Source organism: Streptomyces sp. NPDC046915, assembly GCF_040644935.1.
GTDB lineage: Bacteria > Actinomycetota > Actinomycetes > Streptomycetales > Streptomycetaceae > Streptomyces.
On the sequence record NZ_JBEYXB010000003.1, the window covers coordinates 208,217 to 228,344 of the forward strand.

Below are 20,128 nucleotides of genomic sequence, written 5' to 3' on the forward strand. Positions count from 1 at the left end.
CCCGCCCCTGCCCGCACACCGCAAGGAGGAGCCGTCATGGCCCTGCTCACCCCGCTCGGCAGTCTCCCCTACCCGCAGCCCGCCGACGCCGCGAACGTCCCGCAGCACATCCAGTCCCTCGCCGAGGCCGTCGACGGCCGCACCGTGCTGCGGTTCGCCGACGCCGCCACCCGCGACACCAAGGTGACGTCCCCGGTGGCCGGCATGCTCGTCTGGCTCAGCACACCCAAGCAGTACTGGTACTACACGGGCAGCGCCTGGGCGCAGCTCGCCCCCGGCCCGGTCCACAAGGCCAACACCACCACCGGCACGACCACTTCCACCTCGTACGCGGAGACCCTCACCGGCTCCACCGGCGACCCGACCGCCGTCACCTTCACCGCCCCGGCCTCCGGCGCCGTCCTGGTCACGGTGGGCGCCCGGACCAACAGCAGCGCCGCGACGGCCTGTTACGTCTCCGCGAACGTCCGTCTCGGCACGACCGTCACGCTCGCCGCCGCGGACACCCGGGCGGCGGTCTCCTACGGCACCAACCTGTGCTCCGCCAGCACCCAGTTCCAGGTGACCGGCCTGACGGTGAACAGCTCGTACACCGCCACCCTCGCCTACAAATCCGCGGCCACCACCAGCACCGCGACCTTCACCAACCGTTTCGTCACCGTCACCCCCGTCACCTGAGGACGCCATGGCCACTCCCCTCACTTCGGACGCCTTCGTGCGCGCGCTGCGCGCCGAGGGCGTCGTCGTCCGCGAGCACGGCGACTGGCGGACGCACAACCGCAACCACAAGGGCCCCTGGGGCCCCGTCAACGGCGTGATGCTCCACCACACCGCCGGCTCGGACAGCCTCCGCTTCTGCCTCGACGGCACCGCGGCGCTGCCCGGCCCGCTCTGCATCGGCCTGGTCACCAAGGACGGCACCGTGCACCTGGTGGGCTACGGCCGTACCAACCACGCCGGTTCCGGCTCCACCGCCGTGCTGTCCGCCGTGGTCGCCGAGAAGACCCCGCCGCCCGCACCCGGCCCGGACACGGTCGACGGCAACACCCACTTCTACGGCTTCGAGATCGAGAACCTCGGCACCGGCCGCGACCCGTACCCGACGGCCCAACTCGACGCCGTGGAACGCCTGTCGGCCGCCCTGTGCCGCGCCCACGGCTGGAACGCGGCCAGCGTGATCGGCCACAAGGAGTGGACGCGCCGCAAGATCGACCCGTCCTTCTCGATGCCGGGCATGCGCACCAGGATCGACGCCCGCCTCGGCCTCCGGCCGGCCCCCGGCCCTACGCCGTACGAACCCTTCCCCGGCGCCGGCTACTTCGTCACCGGCCGCCGCGGTCCCCTGATCACGGCGATCGGCCGGCGCCTCGTCGCCGAGGGCTGCGGCCGGTACACCGTCGGCCCCGGCCCGGTGTGGGGCGAGGCCGACGTCCGCTCGTACGCCGCCTGGCAGCGCAGACTCGGCTACAGCGGCCCGGACGCCGACGGCGTCCCCGGGCGCACCAGTTGGGACCTGCTGCACGTACCGCGCACCGGCTGAGGAGGCCCCGCGATGACCGATGCCCCGCGCCGCACGTTCCGGACGCCGCGCAAGGGGGGCTCACCATGACGACCCGCGAGGCGGAAGGAGTCGCCCTGGAACTGGAACGCCTGCGCCGCTCGGTCGACGTCGGCTTCGCCACCACCCGGGGCGACCTCGCCCTGCTCCTCCAGCGCGCCGACCAGACCGACAAGACCCTGAGCGAGCACGAGGACCGCCTGGACGCCCTCGAACGCACCCGCTGGCCGCTGCCCTCCCTGGCCGCGCTGACCTCCTGCACGGCACTCGCGGTCACGCTGTGGGAGGCGACCCGCAGGTGACAGGTCCGGGTGCTGTGGGGTGGGGCGATGGGGGCGTTCTTCCCACCCCACAGCAACCTCAAAGAATCACCGAACCCACATACAACCCTTACGTCCCGCCACAGGTCTCCTGATCGCCGACCGCTCCCGTGCGGAGCACGAAAGCCGCGCCCCGAACGGTCACAAGCCATCGACTGCGGATGCCCTGACCCGGCATCCCCGCATGCAGCAGGAGACCCCAGCATGCACAAACCCCTGCGACTCGCCCTCGCGACGGCCACCGCTGCCGCGCTGACGGGCGGTCTGCTCACCTTCGCGACGACGACCGCCTCGGCCGCGGACTCGACGAGGGTCGCGAAGGCCGACTTCAACGGCGACGGCATCGGCGACGTGGTGACCTCCGCCGCCACCGCCTACGTCAGCGGCCACAAGGACGCCGGCCAGATCGTCGCCCTCTACGGCTCCGCCTCCGGCGTGACCTCCGCCAAGCGCACCACCATCAGCCAGAACACCGCCGGCGTCCCGGGCACCGCCGAGGCCGGCGACAAGTTCGGCAAGGCGCTGGCGTACGCCGACTTCAACGGCGACGGCTACGACGACCTCGCCGTCGGCTCCCCGCAGGAGAAGGTCGGCACCGACACCAACGGCGGTGCCCTCGCCATCCTCTGGGGCTCCGCGAACGGCCTCACCGGCAAGAGCGTCGACGTCCCCGACCCGGCCGTCGGCTCCCACGACTACTGGGGCAAGAACCTCGCCGCCGGCGACTTCGACGGCGACGGCAAGGCGGACCTGGCCGTCGGCAACTCCTCCAACACGATCTACGTCTACAAGGGCGGTTTCAGCGGCTCCGGCACGCCCGGCGGCCGTACCACCGTCAAGCCGCCCATCCAGAACGGCACCAACGACTTCCCGAACGGTCCGCTCAACCTGACCGCCGGTGACGTCAACGGCGACGGCCGCACCGACCTGATCGTCGACGGGTTCGAGACGAGGACGGGGGTCGGCTGGAACACCAACTACTGGCTGCCCGGCACGGCCAACGGCCTGAGCGTGTCCTCCGCCAAGGTCCTCAAGTCGGGCGTCGTCACGGGAGTCGGCGACATCAACGGCGACGGCTTCGGCGACATCGTCAGCGGCGCCTCCTGGGACACCAAGGACAACGACGGCAGAACCGTCCCCGACAGCGCCAAGGGCGGCCGGGTGGCCATCACCTACGGCACGGCCTCCGGCCCCGGTACGACCAAGTCCGTCAACCAGGACACCGGCAACGTGCCCGGCACCTCGGAGACCGGCGACAACTTCGGCTGGGACCTCGACCTCGGCGACATCAACCACGACGGCTACCAGGACCTCGTCGTCAGCTCCCCGCTGGAGGACATGGGCAGCGTCACCGACGCCGGCCAGGTCACCGTCCTGTACGGCTCCGCCACCGGCATCAACACCACCTCCGGCACCCAGTCCTTCGCCCAGAGCACCGCGGGCGTGCCCGACAACGACGAGAAGAAGGACCTCTTCGGCGTCGACGTCAAGCTCGACGACATCACCGGCGACGGCAAGGCCGACCTGGTCGTGGGCTCGTACGAGAACGGCGGCGACGGCGCGCTGACCTACCTGCCGTCCAACGGCACGAAGATCACCACGACCGGCTCCCGCGCCATCTCCGCGAGCTCGGCCGGCGTGTCGACGACGGGCACGCCGCAGTTCGGCTCCCTCTTCGCCGACTGAGCGGACGCCCGACCGCACCGCCGCACCACCGCACCACCGCACCACCGTCATGGGCGGGCCCACAGTCGCACGCGGGCCCGCCCACCCAACTCCTCACCGTCCCCTCCGGAGCCCCCGCCTTGCGCCAGCGCACCCCTCTGCTCGTCGCCGCCCTCACCACCGGCCTGCTCACCGCCCTGCCCGCGCCCGCCGCCCAGGCCGCGCCCGCGAAGGTCACGTACGACTTCAACGGCGACGGCTACCGCGACCTCGCGATCGGCGCGCCCTGCACCGACGTCGGCTCGGCGTCCTGCGCCGGCGCCGTGGTCGTGATGTACGGGTCGTCGTCGGGGGTGTCGGCGGCGAAGAAGACGCTCGTCACCCAGAACTCGGCGGGCATCCCGGGCACCGCCGAGGCCGGCGACACCTTCGGCGGCAGCCTCGCCGTCGGCGACCTGGACCGCGACGGCTACGCGGACCTCGTCGTAGGTGCCCCGGGCGAGAACGGCGTCGGCGCCGCCACCGTCGTCTGGGGCGGCAGGTCCGGGCTGTCCGGGGGCGCCTCCCTGCCCCAGCCGTCCGCCTCCTCCCTCGGCCGGTACGGCGGCTACTCCCAGGGCGTCGCGGTCGGCGACTTCGACGGCGACGGCGCGCTCGACGTGACCCTCTCGGGGCAGACGGCCACCCACTTCCACCGCGGCCCGTTCACCCGCACCGGCACCCCGAAGTCCCACGGCTCGATCGACGAGGGCGCCACCTCCGAGATCGTCACGGGCGACCTCACCGGCGACGGCGTCCCCGAGCGCATCTACACCTACTCCACCAGCTCCGACAAGGGCGGCGTCGTCCGCTACCACCACTGGAACGGCACCAAGGACACGACGACCCTGCTGCCCGACGCCGACGGCACCACCGGCTCGATCGCCGACGTCAACGGCGACGGCTACGGCGACCTGGTCCTCGGCGACTACGAGGACCCGAGCACCGGCAACTCCCCGCACGGTCACGAGGGCGGCCGGATCACCGTCTGGTACGGCGGCCCGGACGGCCCCGACCCCGCGCAGACCCCGACCGTCGTCCACCAGGACACCGCGGGCGTGCCCGGCGGCGGCGAGACCGGCGACCGCTTCGGCGCCACGCTGAGCACCGGTGACGTCAACGGCGACGGCTACGCCGACGTGGCCGTGGGCGCCCCGTTCGAGGACCTCGGCGCGGCGCGCGACGCGGGCACGGTGACCGTCCTGTACGGCTCGGCCTCCGGACTGACCACCAAGGGCGTCAAGACGTACAGCCAGGACACCGCGGGCGTGCCCGGCACCGCCGAGAAGTGGGACGACTTCGGCTCCGCGGTCCGGCTCGTCGACCTGAACAAGGACGGCAGGGCCGAACTCGTCGCGGGCGCCGACGGCGAGAACGGCACGGGCGGCGTCTGGACCCTGCGCGGCACCGCCGGCGGCACCACCACGACCGGCGCCAAGTCCTTCACCGCGTCCGACGTCTCCCTCTCGTCCGCCATGAACTTCGGCTTGGTGATCGCCCGGTGACCTCCCCGGGAGACCCCTGGGGGATCCCTGGAGAACCCCTTAGGGGATGTCACAGGTCGGCAGCAAAGCCGGGCCGGAAGGCCGGGCCCGGCACGTCACTCCCGGGGACCAGGTACGTTCGATGACGTGGCTGGATTCAGGATCGGACGCGGGGGCCGGAACGGCCGTGCCCCGCAAGGACAGCAGGCCCCGCGGGGACAGCAGGCTCCGCAGGGACGGCAGGCCCCGCAGGGACCGTCGTACGGCCGTCAGGCGCCGCAGGGACAGGGGCCGTCGTACGGTTACCCGTCGGCGCAGCAGCAGCGGCCGCAGTACGGCGGTGCCGCGGGCGGGGGCGGCCAGTGGCCGCAGGCGGGCGGCGGCTACTCCGGTGGCGACGGCCCGGAGTACTTCGGCGACGGCTACGGCGACAGAGGCGGCGCCCCGGACCCGTACGCGGCGAACAGTCCGGGCCACACCCAGGCCTTCTCGGTCGACGAGGCCGCGTCCTACACCCAGGGCGAGACCTACCACGCGGGCGCGGCGGCCCCGGCCGGCCCGATCGGCCCGCCCCTGCACTGGAAGGAACTGCTGCGGGGCATCGTCCTCGCCCCCAACCAGACCTTCCTGCGGATGCGGGACTACACGATGTGGGGCCCCGCCCTCATCGTGACCTTCCTCTACGGCCTCCTCGCCGTCTTCGGCTTCGACGGCGCCCGCAAGGACGCGATCGGCGCCACGCTCTCCAACGCGGTCCCGATCGTCCTGACGACGGCCGTCGCGCTGGTCCTGTCGGCCTTCATCCTGGGCGTGGTCACCCACACCCTGGCCCGCCAGCTCGGCGGCGACGGCGCCTGGCAGCCCACGGTCGGCCTCTCCATGCTGATCATGTCCATCACGGACGCGCCCCGCCTCGTCTTCGCCATGTTCTTCGGCGGCGACGCCGGCTTCGTCCAGCTCCTGGGCTGGGCCACCTGGGTCGCCGCGGGCGCCCTGCTGACCCTGATGGTCAGCCGCTCCCACGACCTGCCCTGGCCGAAGGCACTGGGCGCGTCGGCGATCCAGTTGATCGCGTTGCTGTCGATCGTGAAGCTGGGGACGTTCTAGCAGCACACGCACGCGAGAAGGGCCCCCGGCACGACAGCCGGGGGCCCTTTCTCACGGGACGCGGATCTCAGGGACGCAGGTCTCAGGGACGCAGGTCTCAGGGACGCAGGTCTCAGGGACGCAGGTCTCAGGCGTCGAGAACCTGCCCGGCCCGCCTGACGACCGGGGGCTCGACACTCCACGGGAAGTTGATCCAGTCATCGGTCCGCTGCCACACGTAGTCGCACTTCACGAGGGAGTGGGACTTCTCATAGATCACGGCGGACCGCACCTCGGCCACCGTGTCGACGCAGAAGTCACGCACGAGCTTCAGCGTCTTCCCCGTGTCGGCGACGTCATCGGTGATGAGCACCTTCTTGTCGGAGAAGTCGATCGCGTTCGGGACGGGAGCGAGCATGACGGGCATGGGAAGAGTGGTCCCCACACCTGTGTAGAACTCGACGTTCACCAGATGGATGTTCTTGCAGTCGAGGGCATAGGCGAGCCCGCCGGCCACGAAGACCCCGCCGCGCGCGATGCTCAGCACTATGTCGGGCTCGAACCCGTCGTCGGCGATGGTCTGCGCGAGTTCGCGCACGGCGGCGCCGAACCGCTCGTAGCTCAGGTTCTCTCTCCGGTCACCCATGGCGCCGCCCTCAGACCTGCGTCCGGTGGAAGTTGAGGAAGGAGCGCGAGGCGGTGGGCCCGCGCTGCCCCTGGTACCGGGATCCGTACCGCTCGCTGCCGTACGGGTGCTCGGCCGGCGAGCTGAGCCGGAACATGCACAGCTGGCCGATCTTCATGCCGGGCCAGAGCTTGATGGGGAGCGTGGCGAGATTGGACAGCTCGAGGGTGACGTGCCCGCTGAACCCCGGGTCGATGAACCCGGCCGTGGAGTGCGTGACGAGCCCGAGCCGTCCGAGGGAGCTCTTCCCCTCGAGGCGCGAGGCGAGATCGTCGGGCAGCGTGACGACCTCGTACGTCGAGGCGAGGACGAACTCCCCGGGGTGGAGGATGAACGGCTCGTCGCCGTCGGGCTCCACGAGCCGGGTGAGATCCACCTGCTCGACGGAGGGGTCGATGTGCGGGTACCGGTGATTCTCGAACACCCGGAAGTAGCGGTCCAGCCGCACGTCGATGCTCGACGGCTGCACCATGAATTCGTCGTAGGGATCGATCCGCACCCGCCCGGCGTCGATCTCGGCCCGGATGTCCTTGTCTGAGAGAAGCACGTCCCGAGGATACGCAAGGCGCGCGGAGCCGTAACAATCGTGACGACTCCACGCGCCGGGATACTGCTGTCGCGCTTACCGCTGGCTACCGCCCGCTACTGCCGGCTACCGCTTCTCAAGCGCCACCGGCACGACACTGCGCAGCCGGGCACACCGTGGACACCGGACGAGCCGGCCGGGGCCGAGCCGCTCGGCCTGCTGCATCGGGAACGAAGCGGTGCTGAACACGTGCCCATCGGCACAGCGGACGACGGTGCGTTCCATCAAGTCCAAGAGTCCCTTCCCCAAGAGCCGCGTCTGGCTGACTTCCCTGACGACAAAAGCCACGTTACGGGATCAAAGAGACGACCCTCCAGGCGGCACCCCGACCCCCCACGGTACGCCCCAACTCAGTTCCCCCGCACACCGATCCCACGCCCTGAAACGCACTCAGGCCCCGGGTCCCGAGCACCCAGGGCCTGCGATGAGGTACAGTGAGCGAGCGTTCGGCCACCGGTTCCGCCGAGGTCCGACCGTCTTACGCGGGTGTAGTTTAATGGTAGAACATCAGCTTCCCAAGCTGAGAGCGCGAGTTCGATTCTCGTCACCCGCTCCACGCGAAACCCCCAGGTCAGGGACCCGGGGGTTCTTTGTTGTCTAGACCAGTGGGCGAGCTGCGCACCACATCTCTCGTTCTTGTGGCGCTTCGCATGCGCCCTCGGAGCAATCCTCGTAATCGGCGCGCTCATGGTCGCATGGGTGACGACCCGTGATCCCGGCGCACAACCGGTCATGGTGCGGACGAACACGGGTGTGGAGCGCGGCGAGTTGATCCTGGCAGACCGGCATCACGTGGAGATCAGCTCCGAGGCGGACGGCAAAGTCTCCTTGCCATGGACGGCCGTGGTGCGCGTGAAACCTGGCAAGACCTGCGCTGGAGTCCCGTAGCGTACTGCCGTGGACGCATGGCGGATGGTCCAGGCCGGGCACTTGACCGCCGAGGATCCTGCGTCAGAGCGGGAGGTCGTCGGGGAGTACCCGGAACGCCTTGTAACGGCCCAACGGGCGTACGGCCCGGAAGTCTCGTCGGTCGAGGGTGAGAATCGCGTCCGTGTCGTAGTCGGCGGCGAGCGCCACGTTCACCGCGTCGGCGAGGTCGAGGTCGAGGTCCAGCGCGCGGTAGCGGACACGGACGGACTGGGCGGCACCCAGGTGGACCTCCGTGATCTCCGGTATGACGACACGCCCCCGGCTCATCCAGCGCCGCAGGTCGTCGACCGCGCTGAGGGCAGCCTCCCTGCCGAGCTCACGCGTCGCCACGTGATCCAGTGCGGCCAGCAGGAGCGGGGACATGACCAGCAGGCCCGCCGCCATGATGGCCTCGTTCGCCGCCCGGTGTTCCGGGTGAGCCGAGTCCAGGGCTGCCAGAAGGCCGGACGTATCGGCGATGACAATGATCACGCGGCTGATCCGGAGCCCGAGCTGGTCTCAGGCCGGACGGCCTCGGCGACCGTGTCGCGGACCTCCGACTCGGACAGCGTGCGCCCCGGCCCCTCAAACGTGCGCGAGAACAGCGGCTCGTCCCAGACCCGGTTCGCCATGGCTGCAAGGTGGATGCCCTGGCGGATGATCTCGGCCTCGCTTATGCCTCGGCGCTTGGCGGCCTCCTTGATGATCGCCAGGTCCTCGGGGTCCGCGTAGACGTTCGTGCGCTTCATGGACATGTACCAAGAGTAGTCCATGTACCGGATTGATGTATCCGGTGCTTCTGGGCCACGTGCGGCGAGGCTCAGCGTGAGCAGTGGCGGCGCCAGGATGTCGACCGGACTCGGCCCCTTCTACGCGTCGAGTTCAGCAGCGCAACCGGACCGGGCGTGCCCTCAGGCGGAACAGGCTCAGCAGGAGGCGGAGCGCGATGCCGCCTGGGCGCTGAAGAACCTCACCAAGCGGGCCGGTGAAGCCAACGATGTCGACGCGGCCGAGGAAGCGGAGGTGCTCCTTGCCCGTCCATGCCGCAGCCGCCCAAGCGCGAGATTCCGCAATGCGGGCACTCGGACACGACGAGGTCACCGCTGAGAGAACGGGAGAGCTCCCGCAGACATCGGGCCTGCGGGAGCCGTCCTGGCGGCAGTAGAGAGTCACCGCGAGTGCCTGTACAGCGGCGAGGAAGCCCATGATCCGGCCGCCGGAAGCCCCGCGTCGATCAAACGGGCGCCCCGATGAAGAGGTCGATCAGTGCACGGAGTTGGCGGCGGCGACGATGGCACGGTCGACCGCTCCCGGGCTGATCGAAGGAACATCATGGCCGGAGCGGGTGTAGATGATGTGGGCACCCACTCGGTTGGCCTCGAACTTCTGGGCGGCCGTCGGCACGGCGTGGTCCTCGGTCGAGATGACCGCCCACTTCGGCGTATTCGCCGGTGGATTCACCGTGGCCTTGTCGGTGAACGCCGAAAGGGCGACCGGCTCCTGAGTCACCGAGGCGACCTGTATGTCCGACTTCGACAGCCCGTTTCCGTAGACGGTCCCGAACTTGTCGGCCTTGAGGTACACGTCGGTGTCACCGCCGGGCAGGGGAACGGTGCGGAAGTTCTCCGGAGTGAGCTGCGATCCGGGGAACTGTCCGATGAGGGAGCCGGCGGTGTCTCCCGCCTTCGGGATGAGAGCCGCCACATACACGAGGGCCTTGACCTTCGACGTCTTTGCGGCGACCTGGCTGACGACCTCTCCCGCGTAGGAGTGGCCGACCAGTACGACGGGGCCCTTGACGGTCTTGAGCTGTGCCTCGACATAGGTGCTGTCGAAGGCCAGGCCGCGCAGCGGGGTGTCGATCGCGAGGACCGGGTAGCCGTGGCGTCGCAGGTAGCCGATCTCGCTGTTCCAGCTGGAGGAGTCGGCGAACGCCCCGTGGACCAGGACCACCGTCGGCTTCGCGTGGTGCGCCGTCCGCGAGGTGACGGCGTGATCGTTCGCGCTGGTCGTGACGGCGCTCGCGTTCGTCACGGCCAGCGAGGCCACGACCGCGCCACTCACAAGCCCGGCAGCCGCCAGCGCTTTGAATCGAACGGTGGACTTCATGTGGTGTTGTTCCTCTCGAGTCGTCCAGCCGAATCGGCAGAGGAAGCGGCGTGGTCCGCAAGGACACGGAAACCGTATTTGTTGCGGCCGGCGGCGCTTCGCGGAATCGACTATGGCCGCTGTATCGGCGGAAGGCTAATGCCAATTCTGCTTCTTTCCATGTCGATCCGGCATGAGCCAGTGGACACCTCCACTGTTCTTCACTATTTCCAGCACCGAATTTCTATGGAGGGGCTACACGAACTACGACTCCACCACCGGTGAGGGCCAGTACTGCGCGGAGTCCAAGGGTGCGGTGTTCCAGACCGTGGGACTCAAGTACCAGACGTCCTACGGCGGCGGCTGGGCCGCTTGGTGCAACGACACGAACTCGCACGGCACGAACTCGCACGGCACGATCGCGGTTGAGCGCAAGTGCATGGCCGTCCATGACGGGGGCACGGCCTCCGACGGGGGCCGGCCTCGCTCGGACCAGGGCGGGCGATGCTCCATGACACCGAACGCGACGAGGCTCCCGCCTCACGTCCGTCCCCTGCGCCACCCCCTGCCGCCCAAGCGTCCAGAAGCGCGGCCCGCACCTCTTCCTCCGACTCCTCCGGTTCCGACGCTTCGCCTGATGTCGCCGCTCGCTCGTCCACTGGTTCATCTCTCCGTTGGTCTGTTCATCTCCGAGGTACACAGCCACACGTGGCGATGGCCTTGAGCAGGGTCTCGGGCCGTTCAGTCGTCCCTTCAGTGCCGCTCCGATGGCCCAGGCTTTCCCCCGGACTCCTCGACGAGGCCCCGGAACGTCGTGCGCCCCCATTGGGTCGTGCGGTCGACCGACAGCCCGTCACGCGCGAGCCGCTCGTTGAGCCGTACGACTCTGCCCTGGAGCGCTCGGCGGCTCATCGGTTCCCCGGCTGCGCCGAGCAGTAGGCACAGATCGTGGCAGCACCAGGGCCGCGAGGCGGAACAGAGGATGTCGAACAGCACCTGCTGGGAGTGCTGCCGGGCGCGGACGGCACGAAACGGTGGCGAATCCGCGGCCCGCCGCCGCGGTGAGCACCGCATGTCCAGCCATCGCCGCTCGGCGGCGATTCTGCCGGCGAGTTCCCTGGGCGGCGAGTCACGGGGGAGGACATTGGCGGCACCCGCCAGCAGAAGCCGTACGGAATCCGTGTGATCCGGTATGAGTACGACCACGGACGAGATGTTGCTGAGCGCGCGCACGCGGTGCTCGAGACCGTCGCTCCACTGCGAACCGGGTACGTCCAGGACGGTGAGGCGAGGGCCGGCCTCGTGCAGCAGGACGCCGTAGGCCCGCTCGGAGCCCCAGGTGTGCGTCTGGGCGGGCAGCACCCGCTGACTGCGCATGGTGCGGAGCAGTGACGCCGTCTGCTCGCGCTGAAGCGTGAGCACGATGCTCACCGGATAGGTGACGTCCTCCTCTTCCACGAGGCCGATGGGACCTTGGGCGATGCTGAGGTCAGTCATGTTCGGTGTTCGTCCTCCGGGGTTGCAGCGCCCGGACCTGGGCCTGGAGGCGTTGGCGAAGGCCGGCTCTCCCGGACGTCGGCGGGTCGCCGGGCGCCAGAGGCAGACCTGACCCGCCCGCCGATTCTCGGTCAGGCCCAGCCGGTGCCGCCGATACCGACTCGGGCCGTTCTGATGCCGCATCGGCATGTCACCAGCTCGCCGACGCCTCGTCCGCCACACCTGCCGCGCCGAAGTGTCCGTTCGGCCCCTGCCGAGGTCCCGTTGGTACCCGATGCACTACGGCAGCCGTGAGCACATCACCCGGAGCCCTACGGTGATCCCCGTCGGCCTCCCCCGGTCCCCCTCGGCGGGAGGCCGGCCTGATGCCCGTCGAGTCGCCTGCGGCGTCGGAGTCATGGAGAGCCCGGCCCCGTCGGTGCGTACCGCGCTCCGCGGGCGGCCGTGGCGCGTCGCGGGGGCGACGACTCCGGAACGCGCCGACAGACCAAGTGACCTGGGCCCTGCGGGTGCCGCTCGCGTGTCCCACTCCGTCCTTCCCGTACAGAGAGCCGAACAGCGATGCTCGAAGAGCTTCATGCCAAGTCCGAGGCAAGGGCCAGGCCGCCCAGCGGGTGGGCCGATGACGCGGTCACTCGCCGGAGGTCGGCTGTCTTCTTGTCCACCGTCCTCACCACGTTCCTCGTCGCCTCCAGTGCGCCCACTCCGCTCTACCGCGTCTACCAGGCGAGCTGGCACCTCTCCTCCGGCACGGTCACCGTGGTCTACGGCGTGTACTGCCTGAGCGTCCTGGTCGCGCTCCTGACCGTCGGTGCGCTCTCCGACCATGTCGGCCGACGGCCGGTCATCGGCGCCGCTCTCGCCCTCGAAGCACTGTCCATGCTGCTCTTCCTGCAAGCCGGCGGCGTGACCTCGCTGATCCTCGCCCGGACGCTCCAGGGGCTGGCCACGGGTGCCGCGACGAGTGCGGTGGGTGCTGCCCTGCTCGACGTGACCAGGCGGTGGGGCCCTCTGTTCGTCAGCCTCGCACCGCTCATCGGCATGGCGTTGGGGACGATCGGCACGAGCCTGCTCATGGACCTGATCCCGGCTCACCTCGGCAGCGTGTACACACTGCTGTTCAGCGCGCTGGCCGTGCAGACGCTGGGTCTGGCCTTCCTTCCGGAGTCGAGGTCGCCGAGGCCGGGAGCCTGGCCTTCCCTGCGACCACGGATCCGCGCTCCCCGGTCGAGTCGCCGAGCCCTCCTCGTCACCGCACCCGTGTTCGTGGCTGTCTGGGCTCTGGGCGGTTTCTATCTGTCCCTCGGGCCCGATCTGGTCCAGGGCATCACAGGATCGGCGTCGTCGACCGCCGACGGCCTGATCGTGTCCCTGCTGACCGCCAGTGCGGTCCCCGCAGTGCTGCTGACCCGGCATGCCGACGCCGGACGAACGGCTTTGGTCGGCTCCCTGCTTCTGACGACGGGAGTGGCTGTCACGCTGCTGGCCGCGCACCGCGATTCCGCCACAGCCTTGTACGTGGGGACCGCGGTGGCCGGCGCGGGATTCGGCCCCGCGTTCCAGGGCGGCGTCCGTCTGGTGACTGCGAACGTCCTCGCGACGGAACGGGCGGGCCTGATGGCCGCCATCTACACCATCACTTATACGTCGATGTGCGTTCCGGTACTGGTCACGGGTTTACTCGTCGGCGAATACGGTCTCCTGCACTGCACCTTGTTCTTCGGTGTTTTCGTCATGGTGCTCTCGCTGACGCCGTTCGCGGGTCTGGGGAAACTCTCCACCCATATATCAAGTAAGGGTACGGCATAGTGAAAATCAACAATGCGCGCATGCGCGTCCCCATGCTGCTGGCATTTCTGGCGGCCGTCCTTGTCACGGTGACGAGCGCGTCCGTCACCGCGCAGGCCGCCGACACGGAAAGCAAGGCACCCGCTGATTTCGTCGCGCTCCACGATGTGGCCCCGGCGATTCTGCAGGAAATCCGCTACGCCACGCCCCACAATTTCATCGGCACGCCGATAAACGGCTATGCCGAACCGCTGTGCATCGTCACCGCCCCGACGGCACAGGCCCTGGCGAAGGCCGAGCGCTACTTCCTGACGCAGGGCTACACGCTGAAGGTGTACGACTGCTACCGGCCGCAGCGCGCGGTGGACCAGTTCGTCGACTGGGCACAGGACCTGACCGACCTGAAGATGAAGGACGAGTTCTACCCGCAGGTGGACAAGGCCGACCTCTTCGCCGACGGGTACATCGCGGCGAAGTCGGGGCACAGCCGTGGCAGCACGATCGACCTCACGCTCGTGAAGCTGCCGGTCCACCCGACGCGCCCTTACGTTCCCGGGGAAAGGCTTGAGCCGTGCTACGCCCCGGCGGCGCGGAGGTTCCCGGACAACTCGATCGACATGGGCACCGGGTACGACTGCTTCGACACGCTCGCGCACACGCTCGACCCGCGGATCGTGGGAGTCCAGCACAGCAACAGACTGCTGCTCAAGAACGAGCTCGAGTCTCTCGGATTCGTGAACCTCGCCGAGGAATGGTGGCACTTCACCTTCGCCGCCGAGCCCTACCCGTCCACCTATTTCGACTTCCCCGTCTCCCGGTCCTCGCTGACCGGCTGACCGGCTGACCGCACAGCGAAGGAAGCAGAAACCATGACCGAACAATCCACCACCCCTCCGTCCGGATCGCGCCGCAGGCCGCTGGTGCTGCTCCTCTTCGGCGGCCGGAGCTCGGAGCACGGCATTTCCGTCGTGACCGCGGGGGCCGTGCTGCGAGCCATCGACCGGACGAAGTACGACGTCCTGCCGGTCGGCATCACCCGGGACGGGCGCTGGGTCCTGACGGCGGACGATCCCGAGCGCATGGCGATGGTCGACCGGCGGCAGCCCGTGGTCGAGCAGCTCACGGATTCGGACCGGGGCAACATCATCGTCTCCGTCGACCCGACCGACCGGACTGTCGTCCGCGGCGAACGCGGCACGGAGCCCAAGGTCCTCGGCGAAGTGGACGTGGTCTTTCCCGTACTGCACGGACCGTACGGCGAGGACGGCACTGTGCAGGGCCTGCTGGAGCTGGCGGGAATCCCCTACGTCGGAGCGGGCGTTCTCGCCTCGGCGGTCGGCCAGGACAAGGAGTACATGAAGAGGGTGTTCAGCTCGTTCGGCCTGGCGGTCGGGCCGTACCTGGTGATCAGGCCCCGGGAGTGGCAGTCCGACTCGGCAGGTTCCCGCGCGAGAATCAGCCGCTTCGCCGACGTGTACGGCTGGCCGCTGTTCGTGAAACCGGCACGCGCCGGCTCTTCGATCGGTATCACCAGGGTCGACGGGCCGCCGGGGCTGGAGGACGCGATCGCGGAGGCGCACCGGCATGACGCGAAGATCATCGTGGAGGCCCTGGTGCGGGGCCGCGAGATCGAGTGCGGCGTACTCGAGTTCCCCGAGGGGCCCAGGGCCAGCGTGCCGGCCGAGATCCCGGCGCCCGACGCACGCGCGTACTACGACTTCGAGGCGAAGTACCTCGAATCGACCCCCGGAGTGGTCCCCGCGGCGCTGACCGAGAGCCAGACCGGTGAGGTGCGCCGACTGGCCCTCAAGGCGTTCGAGGCGGCTTCTTGCGAGGGGCTGGTCCGTGCGGACTTCTTCCTCACCGAGGAGGGACGATTCGTGATCAACGAGATCAACACCATGCCCGGCTTCACCCCCGTCTCGATGTACCCGCAGATGTGGCAGGCCAGTGGCATCGGGTACGGGGAGCTGGTGGATCGTCTGCTTCAGGCGGCGCTGCGGCGGACCACCAGGCTCAGGTGAAACGAGCCGGACCGCCCCGTCCGGGACACCTCGGCCATAAAACTCGGGGGTTTGCCGATTGTCGCGCCGAGGCGGAGTGGAATTATTTCACGCCGGAGGAGTCCGGTTGAATGCGTGGGGCGACGCCGGGCTGCGTGCATGGCAGGGCGACCATCCGCCGATGGGGGCCACTTTATGTCAGTCAATCATGGTCATGGATGCCCGGTGGCGCCAATGCCGATTCGCGCAGAAGTCATGCCGATTGGGCATCGCTAAAGCCCAAGGCGCTTTTCCGGATCGCAGTTCGACAGGAAAATCGGCGTGGCTAATATGGCGTCATGGATATCGACCTCCGGCGTCTCCGCTATTTCGTGACGGTTGCCGAAGAGCTCAGTTTTGTGCGTGGCGCCGAACGACTGAAGATGACGCAGCCCGCACTGAGCCGACAGATCCGCGCCCTTGAAGACGATCTCGGAGCGTCGCTGCTCCAGCGAGGCCCGCTGGGTACGGCGCTCACACGGGCGGGCGGTCAGCTGCTGGAGGACGCACGGCCGCTGCTCGCGGCATCGCTGGCTTTACAGCGGCGAGTCCGGCTCGCCAGCCGTGAGGGGCACCACTTCACCATCGGCTTCATGCCGGGTGTCATAGTCACGCCGATCGTCAGGCAGTTCCGGGCGCTGGCGCCGGAGGTCAATGTGCAGGTGCTGCACACGGCACCCACCGACCAGGTCGACTATCTGCTGGACGGTCGCGTCGATGTCTGCTTCGTCCGGCTGCCGCTGCCGGTCGATACCTTCGAGATCGTTCCTCTGTTCCCGGAGCCGCGGGTTGCGGCTCTGTCCGACGAACATCCGCTGGCACAGGCGCGGACCGTCCACATCGCGGAGCTGACGCCGTACCGCTTGCTCCAGGACTCCGCCGACGTACCGGAGTGGCACGGCACCGATGTCGACGCGGCAGCGGCGCGCAACCGTCCGGAAGCCGAACGGCCCACCTCGATCGAGGAGAGCCTGGAAGCCGTCGCGTCCGGCACCGGGTTCATCGTCGTCCCGGCCGGCCTCGCCGATTTCTACCGTCGCCCCGATATCCGCTACGTCCAGCTCACGGGGGTTGCCCCGCGCATGGTGGCGCTGGCGTACGCCAGGAACCGGAAGATGCCGTCCATCGACCAGTTCGCCAGGATCGTGATTGCGGCGCTCGGTTCGGCATAGAGACGCGCGCATGACCTCTGTGCCCACGCGCCGAGCAGAACCGCGCTGTCCTGTCGCCATGTCCGATCGGCATGACGATTCGGGTAATCGGCATTGGCGCGACGAGCCGTGTTCCCGCAAAGCTCATTGGCGGAAGGAAATTGAGCTGACAGAAAAGGTTTTGACGATGTGGCATCGCGGCTTACTCGTGCCGGGCACGAGATGACTGCGTACGACTATGTGGTCGTCGGTGGCGGAACGGCCGGCTGTGTTCTCGCGGCGCGTCTGTCCGAAGACGCGGCGGCGGAGGTGCTTCTCGTGGAGACCGGCTCGGCGCTCGGGCCGCCGGCCATGCACCTTCCGGTCGGGTTCCCGCTCATCCCGGCCAAGGAGATCCTCTGGTCACGCTGGACGACACCGCAGCCCGGGACGCTGTCGCGCAGTCACCACTGGCCCAGCGGACGGGTCCTCGGAGGATCGAGTTCGATCAACGCGATGATGCACGTCCGCGGGCACCGCGCCGTCTACGACGGATGGGCGGACAGCGGTGCGAAGGGCTGGAGCTACACCGAGCTGCTGCCGTACTTCCGCCGGACGGAGACGGCGATAGGCCGCAACCCCGCCCTGCGCGGCGTCATCGGGCCGGTGTGGGCGGCGCCGACGACCCAGCTCGACGACGGGTCGCTGACCTTCCTCGACGCACTCACCCAGGCCGGTCACGATCTCACCGACGACATCAACGGCGCACGGCAGCACGGAGCCTTCTGGTGTGACCTGGCGGGGGCGGGTGGCCGTAGGCAGAGCGCCGCGGACGCCTATCTGGTCCCGGTGCTCGACCGGCCCAATCTGCACCTGGCCACGGAGGCGGACGTCAGCCGCCTGGTGATCGAGCGCGGACGCTGCACCGGCGTGGAATACACGTCCTCCGGCCCCGTGGAACGTGCCGAGGTGCGCGGCGAGGTGATAGTGGCGGCCGGGACGGTGGGCTCCGCCCACCTGCTGCTGCTCTCCGGTATCGGCCCCGCGGCGCATCTGCGTGATGTCGGGATTCCGGTGCTGGCCGATCTCCCCGGGGTCGGCGCCAATCTGCACGATCACCTCCAGTGCCCTGTGGTCTTCGAGGCGGGGCGGCAACTGACCACCAGCCATGGTTTCAGTGCGGTCGGTGCCCTGGTGCACAGCGGTGCGACAGCCGTTCCGGACGTTCAGCTGATGCTGCTCGACGCTCCGGCGGACATCGCGGACGTCGGGACGCCCGAGTGCGGACACACGGTCGCCTTCGCCCACACGGCGCCCGCGAGCCGGGGAACGGTTCGGCTCAGGAGCTCGAACCCGGGCCGGCTGCCGTTGATCGACCCGAACTACCTCGCCGACAGCGCTGACGTGTCCGCCATGCTCGCGGCCCTCGGCATCGCGCGAGCGATCGGCGGCATGCCCGCCTGGGGTCAGTGGGGTGCCCGGGAGACCGCTCCGGGAAAGGGAGACGACCTCGTCACCTACATCCGCAGGAACGCGGCGACCTTCTACGACCCCGTCGGCACCTGCCGGATCGGGATGGACGACCTCGCCGTCGTCGACCCGGACCTGAGAGTGCACGGCGTCGACGGTCTGCGTGTCGCGGACGCCTCGGTGATGCCGTCCATTCCCAACACCGGAGTCAACGCGACTGTCCTGGCCGTCGCCGAACGGGCTGCCGACAACATCCGACGCGATGCACGACGGCCCCTGAATACGAAGGAGCGGTAACCGTGAAGTTCTTGTGGCGCCTGGTGGATGAAACCCTCGTCGGCGCGGTGATCTACGCACTCACGTGCAGGCTGCCCCGCAGCTTGCCTCGAACGGACGTCACGCGTGCGACGCGGCGCGGTCCCGTGTGATCCATCCCGAATTCGCGAACCTCGTCAGCCGCATCACGTGCACCCAAGTGGACTGATGCCGAACCGGCATGCCGAACCAGCGGATAGGCATTGGCGACGAATGACCGCGCCGGGTCAGGATGTTCGACGTGGCCCACTTCGACCTCGGGGTGCCCGGCGCAGCGGTGGTAACGCACTGCTTGGCGACGGCCTTGAGCACCTGAGCGCGGCGATCGTCAGGCCGCGGCCACCTGGGTTCGCAGAACCGAACCTCTTATTGCCCTCACAGAAGGCCCATCGATGTCCCACCACCAGGATTCAGCTGCCGCGAAACAGGACCCCCGCCTGGACATCAGCGATGTCTACCTGTTCCAGGGTCGGACCGGCACGGTCTTCGTCATGAACACCAACCCGGTGTCGGCCGACAAGGGCTTCCACCCGGAGGCACTGTACGAGTTCCACATCGACACCGACGACGACGCGGTGCAGGATCTGACGTTCCGGTTCAGATTCCTCGCCACCGAACCGGACGGCCGGCAGGCATGGGTGCTCGACCGGCTCGCCGGTGCCGAGGCCCCCGACCGCAACGCCTCGGGAGCCCTCGTCGCAAGCGGCAGGACGCAGGAGATCGTCACCACGCCGGACGGCGTCAACGTCTTCGTCGGCCGGGCCGGAGACCCGTTCTACCTCGACGGCACCGTCGTCACGGCGGTCCTGACCGCGCTCCGGAACGGCGCGGCGGTGGACCTCTCCGCGTTCGACCCGAAGCGAGCCTCGAACCTGTTCGCCGGCACCAACGTCACCGCCATCGTCCTCGAAGTACCGGACGGGCTCATCGGATCGGAGACGATCGGCCTCTGGGCCACCACCGCGCTGAACGACCACCACGGCGGCTGGGTGCAGATCAACCGGTGCGCGAATCCTCTCGTCAGCACGTTGTTCGATGTCACCGAGGCCGGCTTCGACGACTACAACGCCACTGATCCACATGCCGACCTCGACGACTACGGAGACCTCGTACGCCGGAAGGTCGCGGGTCTCGTGTCCGCCAACGACACGCACTCCGACCCGCAGGGCTACGGCGCTGCGACACGGGACGTCATCTTCCCGGACCTCCTGCGCTACCAGGTGGGCACCGAAGCCGACTTCGGCGCGAAGGCCCGCAACGGCAGAGGGCTCACCGAGTCCGCTCCCGAGGCAATGTTCGAGATCGTGCTGAACGCTCCCGTCCCCATGGGCCTGGACGCCGGCCACGCCACCGGGACGCTGCGCGCCGTGTTCCCGTATCTGAGCGCACCGGCCTGACACCGCCAGGACGACAGTCCCACCCCTACGTCCTCAGGTCCGTGCAGCGAAGCCCGCTCCGTACCCGTC

The 20,128-nt window shown here is 69.1% G+C and carries 18 protein-coding genes and 1 tRNA gene; 13 read left to right on the forward strand and 6 right to left on the reverse strand.

Annotation, left to right across the window (positions count from 1 at the left end; genetic code table 11):
• The first annotated feature begins 36 nt into the window (after nucleotides 1-36).
• From ABZ915_RS09095 to ABZ915_RS09120, 6 genes are all read left to right on the forward strand, one after another.
• Nucleotides 37-678 (forward strand): hypothetical protein, encoded by a 642-nt coding sequence (locus ABZ915_RS09095; protein ID WP_361798275.1) that lies wholly within the window; start codon nucleotides 37-39, stop codon nucleotides 676-678.
• Between the two features lie 7 nt (nucleotides 679-685).
• Nucleotides 686-1,540 (forward strand): peptidoglycan-binding protein, encoded by an 855-nt coding sequence (locus tag ABZ915_RS09100; RefSeq protein ID WP_361798278.1) that lies wholly within the window; start codon nucleotides 686-688, stop codon nucleotides 1,538-1,540.
• Nucleotides 1,541-1,605: 65 nt separating this feature from the next.
• Nucleotides 1,606-1,860 (forward strand): hypothetical protein, encoded by a 255-nt coding sequence (locus tag ABZ915_RS09105; protein ID WP_361798281.1) that lies wholly within the window; start codon nucleotides 1,606-1,608, stop codon nucleotides 1,858-1,860.
• Between the two features lie 222 nt (nucleotides 1,861-2,082).
• Complete coding sequence (locus tag ABZ915_RS09110) at nucleotides 2,083-3,564, forward strand: FG-GAP and VCBS repeat-containing protein (protein ID WP_361798284.1); 1,482 nt, start codon at nucleotides 2,083-2,085, stop codon at nucleotides 3,562-3,564.
• Nucleotides 3,565-3,683: 119 nt separating this feature from the next.
• Nucleotides 3,684-5,087 carry an FG-GAP-like repeat-containing protein gene (locus tag ABZ915_RS09115; protein WP_361798287.1) on the forward strand — a complete coding sequence of 468 codons (1,404 nt, stop codon included), beginning with the start codon at nucleotides 3,684-3,686 and terminating at the stop codon, nucleotides 5,085-5,087.
• A 126-nt stretch (nucleotides 5,088-5,213) separates the two neighbouring features.
• Nucleotides 5,214-6,173: a Yip1 family protein gene (locus tag ABZ915_RS09120; protein ID WP_361798290.1), complete on the forward strand. Its 960-nt coding sequence runs from the start codon at nucleotides 5,214-5,216 to the stop codon at nucleotides 6,171-6,173.
• 127 nt (nucleotides 6,174-6,300) lie between these two features.
• Here ABZ915_RS09120 and ABZ915_RS09125 read toward each other — a convergent pair whose 3' ends face one another.
• Both ABZ915_RS09125 and dcd read right to left on the reverse strand, forming a co-directional pair.
• A complete protein-coding gene (locus ABZ915_RS09125) occupies nucleotides 6,301-6,798 on the reverse strand; it encodes a phosphoribosyltransferase (RefSeq protein WP_361798293.1) in 498 nt (165 codons plus the stop codon).
• A 10-nt stretch (nucleotides 6,799-6,808) separates the two neighbouring features.
• Nucleotides 6,809-7,384 carry a dCTP deaminase gene (gene dcd, locus ABZ915_RS09130; protein ID WP_361798296.1) on the reverse strand — a complete coding sequence of 192 codons (576 nt, stop codon included), beginning with the start codon at nucleotides 7,382-7,384 and terminating at the stop codon, nucleotides 6,809-6,811.
• 521 nt (nucleotides 7,385-7,905) lie between these two features.
• On the opposite strand from dcd, the gene ABZ915_RS09135 reads away from it, so the two are divergent.
• A tRNA-Gly gene (locus tag ABZ915_RS09135) sits at nucleotides 7,906-7,979 on the forward strand.
• A 395-nt stretch (nucleotides 7,980-8,374) separates the two neighbouring features.
• Here ABZ915_RS09135 and ABZ915_RS09140 read toward each other — a convergent pair.
• From ABZ915_RS09140 to ABZ915_RS09155, 4 genes are all read right to left on the reverse strand, one after another.
• The gene (locus tag ABZ915_RS09140; protein ID WP_361798299.1) at nucleotides 8,375-8,824 is read right to left on the reverse strand and encodes a PIN domain-containing protein; all 450 of its coding nucleotides are present in this window, start codon (nucleotides 8,822-8,824) and stop codon (nucleotides 8,375-8,377) included.
• Complete coding sequence (locus ABZ915_RS09145; RefSeq protein ID WP_361798302.1) at nucleotides 8,821-9,087, reverse strand: CopG family transcriptional regulator; 267 nt, start codon at nucleotides 9,085-9,087, stop codon at nucleotides 8,821-8,823. Before ABZ915_RS09145 ends, ABZ915_RS09140 begins: the two co-directional genes overlap by 4 nt.
• Before the next feature lie 508 nt (nucleotides 9,088-9,595).
• The gene (locus tag ABZ915_RS09150) at nucleotides 9,596-10,441 is read right to left on the reverse strand and encodes an alpha/beta hydrolase family protein (RefSeq protein WP_361798305.1); all 846 of its coding nucleotides are present in this window, start codon (nucleotides 10,439-10,441) and stop codon (nucleotides 9,596-9,598) included.
• A gap of 732 nt (nucleotides 10,442-11,173) precedes the next feature.
• On the reverse strand, nucleotides 11,174-11,917 hold the full coding sequence (locus ABZ915_RS09155) for a hypothetical protein (protein WP_361798308.1): 744 nt from the start codon (nucleotides 11,915-11,917) through the stop codon (nucleotides 11,174-11,176).
• 657 nt (nucleotides 11,918-12,574) lie between these two features.
• Here ABZ915_RS09155 and ABZ915_RS09160 point away from each other — a divergent pair.
• From ABZ915_RS09160 to ABZ915_RS09185, 6 genes are all read left to right on the forward strand, one after another.
• Nucleotides 12,575-13,726: an MFS transporter gene (locus tag ABZ915_RS09160; RefSeq protein WP_361798311.1), complete on the forward strand. Its 1,152-nt coding sequence runs from the start codon at nucleotides 12,575-12,577 to the stop codon at nucleotides 13,724-13,726.
• Between the two features lie 20 nt (nucleotides 13,727-13,746).
• Nucleotides 13,747-14,541, forward strand: coding sequence for a M15 family metallopeptidase (locus ABZ915_RS09165; RefSeq protein ID WP_361798314.1), 795 nt, complete (start codon nucleotides 13,747-13,749; stop codon nucleotides 14,539-14,541).
• A gap of 33 nt (nucleotides 14,542-14,574) precedes the next feature.
• On the forward strand, nucleotides 14,575-15,729 hold the full coding sequence (locus ABZ915_RS09170) for a D-alanine--D-alanine ligase family protein (RefSeq protein ID WP_361798317.1): 1,155 nt from the start codon (nucleotides 14,575-14,577) through the stop codon (nucleotides 15,727-15,729).
• A gap of 317 nt (nucleotides 15,730-16,046) precedes the next feature.
• Nucleotides 16,047-16,919, forward strand: coding sequence for a LysR substrate-binding domain-containing protein (locus ABZ915_RS09175; RefSeq protein WP_361798320.1), 873 nt, complete (start codon nucleotides 16,047-16,049; stop codon nucleotides 16,917-16,919).
• Between the two features lie 201 nt (nucleotides 16,920-17,120).
• Nucleotides 17,121-18,644 (forward strand): GMC family oxidoreductase N-terminal domain-containing protein, encoded by a 1,524-nt coding sequence (locus ABZ915_RS09180; protein ID WP_361798323.1) that lies wholly within the window; start codon nucleotides 17,121-17,123, stop codon nucleotides 18,642-18,644.
• Nucleotides 18,645-19,054: 410 nt separating this feature from the next.
• On the forward strand, nucleotides 19,055-20,059 hold the full coding sequence (locus ABZ915_RS09185; RefSeq protein WP_361798326.1) for a DUF4331 family protein: 1,005 nt from the start codon (nucleotides 19,055-19,057) through the stop codon (nucleotides 20,057-20,059).
• Nucleotides 20,060-20,128 lie beyond the last annotated feature (69 nt).

What these genes read in the sequence shown, in the direction of transcription:
- ABZ915_RS09145 (WP_361798302.1), bottom strand. Translation starts at nt 9,087, where the DNA reads ATGTCCATGAAGCGCACGAACGTCTACGCGGACCCCGAGGACCTGGCG.
- ABZ915_RS09175 (WP_361798320.1), top strand. Translation starts at nt 16,047, where the DNA reads ATGGATATCGACCTCCGGCGTCTCCGCTATTTCGTGACGGTTGCCGAA.
- ABZ915_RS09180 (WP_361798323.1), top strand. Translation starts at nt 17,121, where the DNA reads ATGACTGCGTACGACTATGTGGTCGTCGGTGGCGGAACGGCCGGCTGT.
- ABZ915_RS09110 (WP_361798284.1), top strand. Translation starts at nt 2,083, where the DNA reads ATGCACAAACCCCTGCGACTCGCCCTCGCGACGGCCACCGCTGCCGCG.
- ABZ915_RS09095 (WP_361798275.1), top strand. Translation starts at nt 37, where the DNA reads ATGGCCCTGCTCACCCCGCTCGGCAGTCTCCCCTACCCGCAGCCCGCC.
- ABZ915_RS09185 (WP_361798326.1), top strand. Translation starts at nt 19,055, where the DNA reads ATGTCCCACCACCAGGATTCAGCTGCCGCGAAACAGGACCCCCGCCTG.
- ABZ915_RS09170 (WP_361798317.1), top strand. Translation starts at nt 14,575, where the DNA reads ATGACCGAACAATCCACCACCCCTCCGTCCGGATCGCGCCGCAGGCCG.
- ABZ915_RS09155 (WP_361798308.1), bottom strand. Translation starts at nt 11,917, where the DNA reads ATGACTGACCTCAGCATCGCCCAAGGTCCCATCGGCCTCGTGGAAGAG.
- ABZ915_RS09100 (WP_361798278.1), top strand. Translation starts at nt 686, where the DNA reads ATGGCCACTCCCCTCACTTCGGACGCCTTCGTGCGCGCGCTGCGCGCC.
- ABZ915_RS09165 (WP_361798314.1), top strand. Translation starts at nt 13,747, where the DNA reads ATGCGCGTCCCCATGCTGCTGGCATTTCTGGCGGCCGTCCTTGTCACG.
- ABZ915_RS09150 (WP_361798305.1), bottom strand. Translation starts at nt 10,441, where the DNA reads ATGAAGTCCACCGTTCGATTCAAAGCGCTGGCGGCTGCCGGGCTTGTG.
- ABZ915_RS09105 (WP_361798281.1), top strand. Translation starts at nt 1,606, where the DNA reads ATGACGACCCGCGAGGCGGAAGGAGTCGCCCTGGAACTGGAACGCCTG.
- ABZ915_RS09125 (WP_361798293.1), bottom strand. Translation starts at nt 6,798, where the DNA reads ATGGGTGACCGGAGAGAGAACCTGAGCTACGAGCGGTTCGGCGCCGCC.